The sequence below is a fragment of the Agaribacillus sp. DX54 genome, assembly GCF_056858335.1.
The window spans coordinates 1-4,509 of sequence record NZ_JBXEQE010000075.1 but is presented as its reverse complement, the minus strand read 5'-3'; the positions used below and the strand labels follow the sequence as shown (position 1 = coordinate 4,509).

General features: G+C 37.1%; 5 protein-coding genes. 2 read left to right on the top strand and 3 right to left on the bottom strand.

The features are described from left to right. Window positions 1-256: 256 nt before the first annotated feature. From AC04NP_RS30230 to AC04NP_RS30220, 3 genes are all read right to left on the bottom strand, one after another. Window positions 257-1,540 carry a galactosyltransferase-related protein gene (locus AC04NP_RS30230; protein ID WP_482863857.1) on the bottom strand — a complete coding sequence of 428 codons (1,284 nt, stop codon included), beginning with the start codon at window positions 1,538-1,540 and terminating at the stop codon, window positions 257-259. Between the two features lie 450 nt (window positions 1,541-1,990). Next, on the bottom strand, window positions 1,991-2,302 hold the full coding sequence (locus AC04NP_RS30225; protein ID WP_482863856.1) for a galactosyltransferase-related protein: 312 nt from the start codon (window positions 2,300-2,302) through the stop codon (window positions 1,991-1,993). Between the two features lie 56 nt (window positions 2,303-2,358). Next, window positions 2,359-2,763 carry a hypothetical protein gene (locus AC04NP_RS30220; protein ID WP_482863855.1) on the bottom strand — a complete coding sequence of 135 codons (405 nt, stop codon included), beginning with the start codon at window positions 2,761-2,763 and terminating at the stop codon, window positions 2,359-2,361. A gap of 127 nt (window positions 2,764-2,890) precedes the next feature. Here AC04NP_RS30220 and AC04NP_RS30215 point away from each other — a divergent pair, with 127 nt between their 5' ends. Continuing rightward, window positions 2,891-3,148 (top strand): hypothetical protein, encoded by a 258-nt coding sequence (locus AC04NP_RS30215; protein WP_482863854.1) that lies wholly within the window; start codon window positions 2,891-2,893, stop codon window positions 3,146-3,148. Between the two features lie 66 nt (window positions 3,149-3,214). Next, window positions 3,215-3,958 (top strand): hypothetical protein, encoded by a 744-nt coding sequence (locus AC04NP_RS30210; protein ID WP_482863853.1) that lies wholly within the window; start codon window positions 3,215-3,217, stop codon window positions 3,956-3,958. The last annotated feature ends 551 nt before the right edge of the window (window positions 3,959-4,509 follow it).

The window sequence follows — 4,509 nt, the reverse complement described above, 5'->3', positions numbered from 1 at the left end:
AGGAATGGTCTGATGGATTTGGCCCAAAGCGGTCTGCTTGAATAAGTGCAATTTTGGATGATCAAACTGCTCAACTTGGAAAAGTGTTTGTTGCATAGTAGATTGGGGTTTGGATTGTTATTTTTCTCAACTACAATCTAACACTAACCCCCCAAAAATGCTATATGTAGTACGTTTTTGGGGTTTTTATTTCAATATCTAACCTTTAAAAACCCTCAAAAAGCCCTGTAAGCCCATTATGACAAGAAATAATTAATTAGAAGCGAGGCCTATTTAAATATTTTATGGAGACATTCATTTCATGTTGTGTATAACCACAAAATATCAGAATACTGCGAATGCCTTTCCTGCTATTTAAACGCTCAATATCAAAAATTTTCAGGTTATTAGGATATTTATCTTTTAAAGTATGAATAATCTGATAATATAAATCGTAATACATACCGATAGCCGATGCCTTGTCTGATGTATCGAATTTTGGGTAAGCAACATCCCAAAGAGGATCAGCGCTCCAGATCTTATTATCATGATTCACCCAATGATTCCTTCCATCGGTTTTCTTCAAATAGCTTGCTATTACTTCTTCCTTTCTTCTTTTCAGACATATAAATCGGGTATCAGGTTTTTTTTTGATAATGAAATCAACATAGTTAAGGTAGTAAAAACCAACATCTCCATTAATCATTTCCAGGCTATTCATCCTCTTTTCTATGGCATCTTCCGAAAAATGCCAAGGTAGCGGCGATCTATGGTATTCATGAGCAACCACTGTGTTTGGCTGTGCTGATAATAAGGCAGCTAGACTCTTTGTGCCACATCTTCCGGTCCCTAGCCCAATTATGAATTTCTTTTCTTGTCTCTGTTGGTTTTGATTTTTTCTCAATTGGCCAAAGGAAAGTTGGGATTTTTTACACAATGCTTGTATTTCCTTTTCAGAATAATTTTGATAATCAAGAATCAATTTCAAATTATTCAAATAGTTCGGTTGATAATGACTATCCATTTTAGTTCTTTCATGCCAGAGGTGGAAGGCGATATCCTCCAGAATATAAACATTTTCCAGCAAAGGAATTTTGAACCTTGACATGGCATCATCCTCTCCGCCCCAACCCACAAAACGTTCATCATATCCTCCTATCTGCTCATAAGCCTCTCTTCGAAAAATAACCAGACCACCGCAGAAAGATATTCCCGTTCTTTCCCTGCCATGATCACAAGTCAATGAATCAAGGGATTTTTGATTAGTAAGTATATCATTGGTTTCTTGCTCACCCAGATCCATTACCTTATTAAAGGGTTTGATAGCTTCACAATCACGAAGACAAAATGCAAAACATTCCATAAGTACTTGGGGATCGATAATAATGTCATTGTCAGCCAGTGCAACTACCCTTCCCTTGGAATATCTGAAACCAACATTAAGCCCCCAACCTCTATTAAACAAACCATCATTGTAAGCAAATATATGTTTGCAATTTAGGGGTAAAACTCTTTTGTCAATTTTACTGGTTTTATCTTGCTCCACTAAAATGATTTCCATTTCATCTTTGATAGAAGAAACCAAGCCCAGCGTAAAAAGAAGATTTTTTTTTCTCGATTCTGTCCCCTCCTTATGGGTAATTATGTATGAAAATTTCATGATGTCTATTTCGTTCGATCTTCTTTTATTGCTTCTAAGCATCAAAATTCAGATAGGCCATTGGAATTTCCATCACTTTAAGATCATTTAAAATCCATGACCATACAATCCATCTTCTCCAAAACATTCGCCGTGGTCCGGGGTAATGGTTATACGGTTAGGCCTTTCAACCTTTTCACTTTCAAGCTATTCTATATTCGAAACCTAATTTTAACATTGGAGATTGATTTTCACCATCCTCCGAATTGAAATAATCTTTTCCACAGCCTGGTCAACTTACCTCCGGTCACCTGGCGAATCTGGTGTTAAAACCTTTACACGATTAGATTCAACCTCCGGAGTCTGCCATCATCACCATGAATTAATTTCATTTTCCAGCTCTTCCTTTGACATCATTCCCAAACGTTCAAGTTCTGCTTGCTTTATTTCACCTTGTTTTTTGGAATGAAACCTGCTGTTCACGCCTCTGTCATGGGAAAGATGATACATATAACCTTCCACTCTTTTAAATGTATATCCTAAAGTATCCCAGCGGTTTACCCTCTCTCCATCCTCCTTGCCCCATCCATAAAAAAACTCATTTTCTATCCCGGAATCCAGATAAGCCTTGCGATCCGCAAAAAAACCTCCTCCTATAGGGTTCGGGGGGTATAGTTCTTTCATTTTCTTCTCATTTTCCCTTAAGACATCGATGTCCTTAGTTTGAAAATAGAGCTCCCTTACAATTTTAGAAGTATCCAGCGCTCTTTATAAGGGGAAGAAAAATGGGCGGTACGCTCCCGGATTAAATTTACTGCCGCAATTATTTGTTCTTTGGCAACAAGCACATCGGAATCCCACAAGGAAACAATAGGTGTAGTAGCCGCCCGAACCATTTTATTAGTGTAATGCGTGCGGTGAAATATGGGATCAAAATCTTCTTCAAACTTATATTTTACTTCTTTGGGCAGAAGCCTTTCTAACAGTTTGTTATTGTGTGTGGCTGTTTCTAATACATGTAAATGAGTATCAAAATGCTTTGTCAGAAAATCGACTAATTCCAATAAGTTCTCCATTCTGTCAATGGATTCCATTCTTTGTGAAAAAAGAAAGGTTACATCTGTTAAGTCGGTTTTTGTAATCATAATTAATCTGAGCTTGGTGGTATTAATTGTCGTTTACCTTGTACAGGATGTCTATTAATCGGCGCCAACAGGCATCCGGGGAAGCCGAAAACCGAACAGAGTAGGTCTCCATAAAACTAGTAAAGCAATGAAAAACCTAAAAAAGCTTGGCAAGCTAAAATTAATGCCGGAAAAAATGCTCAATCATGAGGAGTTAGTGAATTTTAAAGGGGGCTCAGGTAGTATTTGCCATGATTGTGTCGATTCAGCAGAGATTGGCTGTGAAGTTTCTTGTGCCAATCCGACTAATGGGATGAGCTCTTCGGAGTGTTATGTAGAGTGCGTGTTAAACCAGGCATCACAGTGCTTTGACATGTATGGGGATCCCGTTTTTGGCTGTGTTTAAACTAAGAATTATTAGAACTGCTTTTTCTAAAGGCAGTTCTTTTTTATGGTGCGCTAAATTAAAAAAATGAAACTGAAAAATGTCTTGTATTTGGTTTTGTTCCTTAGTACAAATTCCGGATGTTTTGGTCAGGACGCTATCGAAATAATCAATAGATATATCGATAGTACCGGTGGAATAGAAAATTGGAAAAATGTTCAAACAGTCTATAAAGAGTCTTACGTGATTTTCGAAAATAACTATCTGGGCTATACTTCTGAAAGCATTGTAGATAATAAGACACCGTCACTACACCTGACTTATAAAAAAATGGATACTAAACAACAAAAAACGGAAGTATATAAAAATTTTCAACTGGAAGGTCGGATTTATTGCCATGGCGAAAATTGTGATATGTTTATTCGTCGATCTAAAGTACCCGTAAGGCTTAATTCCGACCTGGCTTTATTAAAATTTACTGCTATAACATTTGCAGAATGGTTGAACAAAAAAAAGAATATCTTCTTTAAGTATATAGGTGCCGAAGAAATGAAGGGAAACAATTATTATATCGTCCAAATCACAAATCCAAAGGCAAAATGGAAACAAAGACAGAATTGCTACTTTAATACAAAGACCTTTTTAATAGATTATTTGGTAGATATTGACAACAAAGATAATTTCACCAAACTGGATGATTACAGAAAAGTTGGGAATGTTATTGTCCCTTTTAAAACCTATTCAAAAAAAGGAGGAGTGGAGTTTTTTAGAAGTGAGATCCGAAAGATGGAATTTAATATAGATCTGGAAGATAATATATTTGATCTGTGACAGTATTTCATCGGGGTACCAAAATACAACATAAAGCCTCCGGGCAGTGGGGGGCACACCTGTAAGTGCCGGAAGCAGGGCAACCTGTGCAGTAAAAATCACTGTGGAAAGATCAGTGTGAACCGCTATTTGTTTCCATACAAATGGACGCTCGGTTTTGAAAGTAAGGTGTTGGGTGATGAAGAATCGATCTAAATAAAAAGGTAAAAAAATTCTGTAAAACGACATCAGTATAAAAATAATATACTGATGTCGTTTACCTTGGACATGATGTTTATCAATCGGCGCCAACAGACATCCGGGGAAGCCGAAAACCGAACAGAGTAAGTATTAAATAAATTCTATAATGCAATGCATAAGTTAAAAAAGCTTGGAAAGCTAAAATTATTACCTGAGAAAATGTTGAGCCATGAGGCGTTGGTAAGCTTTAAAGGGGGGGGCCGGAGGCGGTGGAGGTTGTAGTATTTTTGTGCGATCAGACAACGGTACGGGTTCTGGATATTGGTCACAACCTATTTATTCTGTTTCAGAAGCTCAAAACCATTACCACA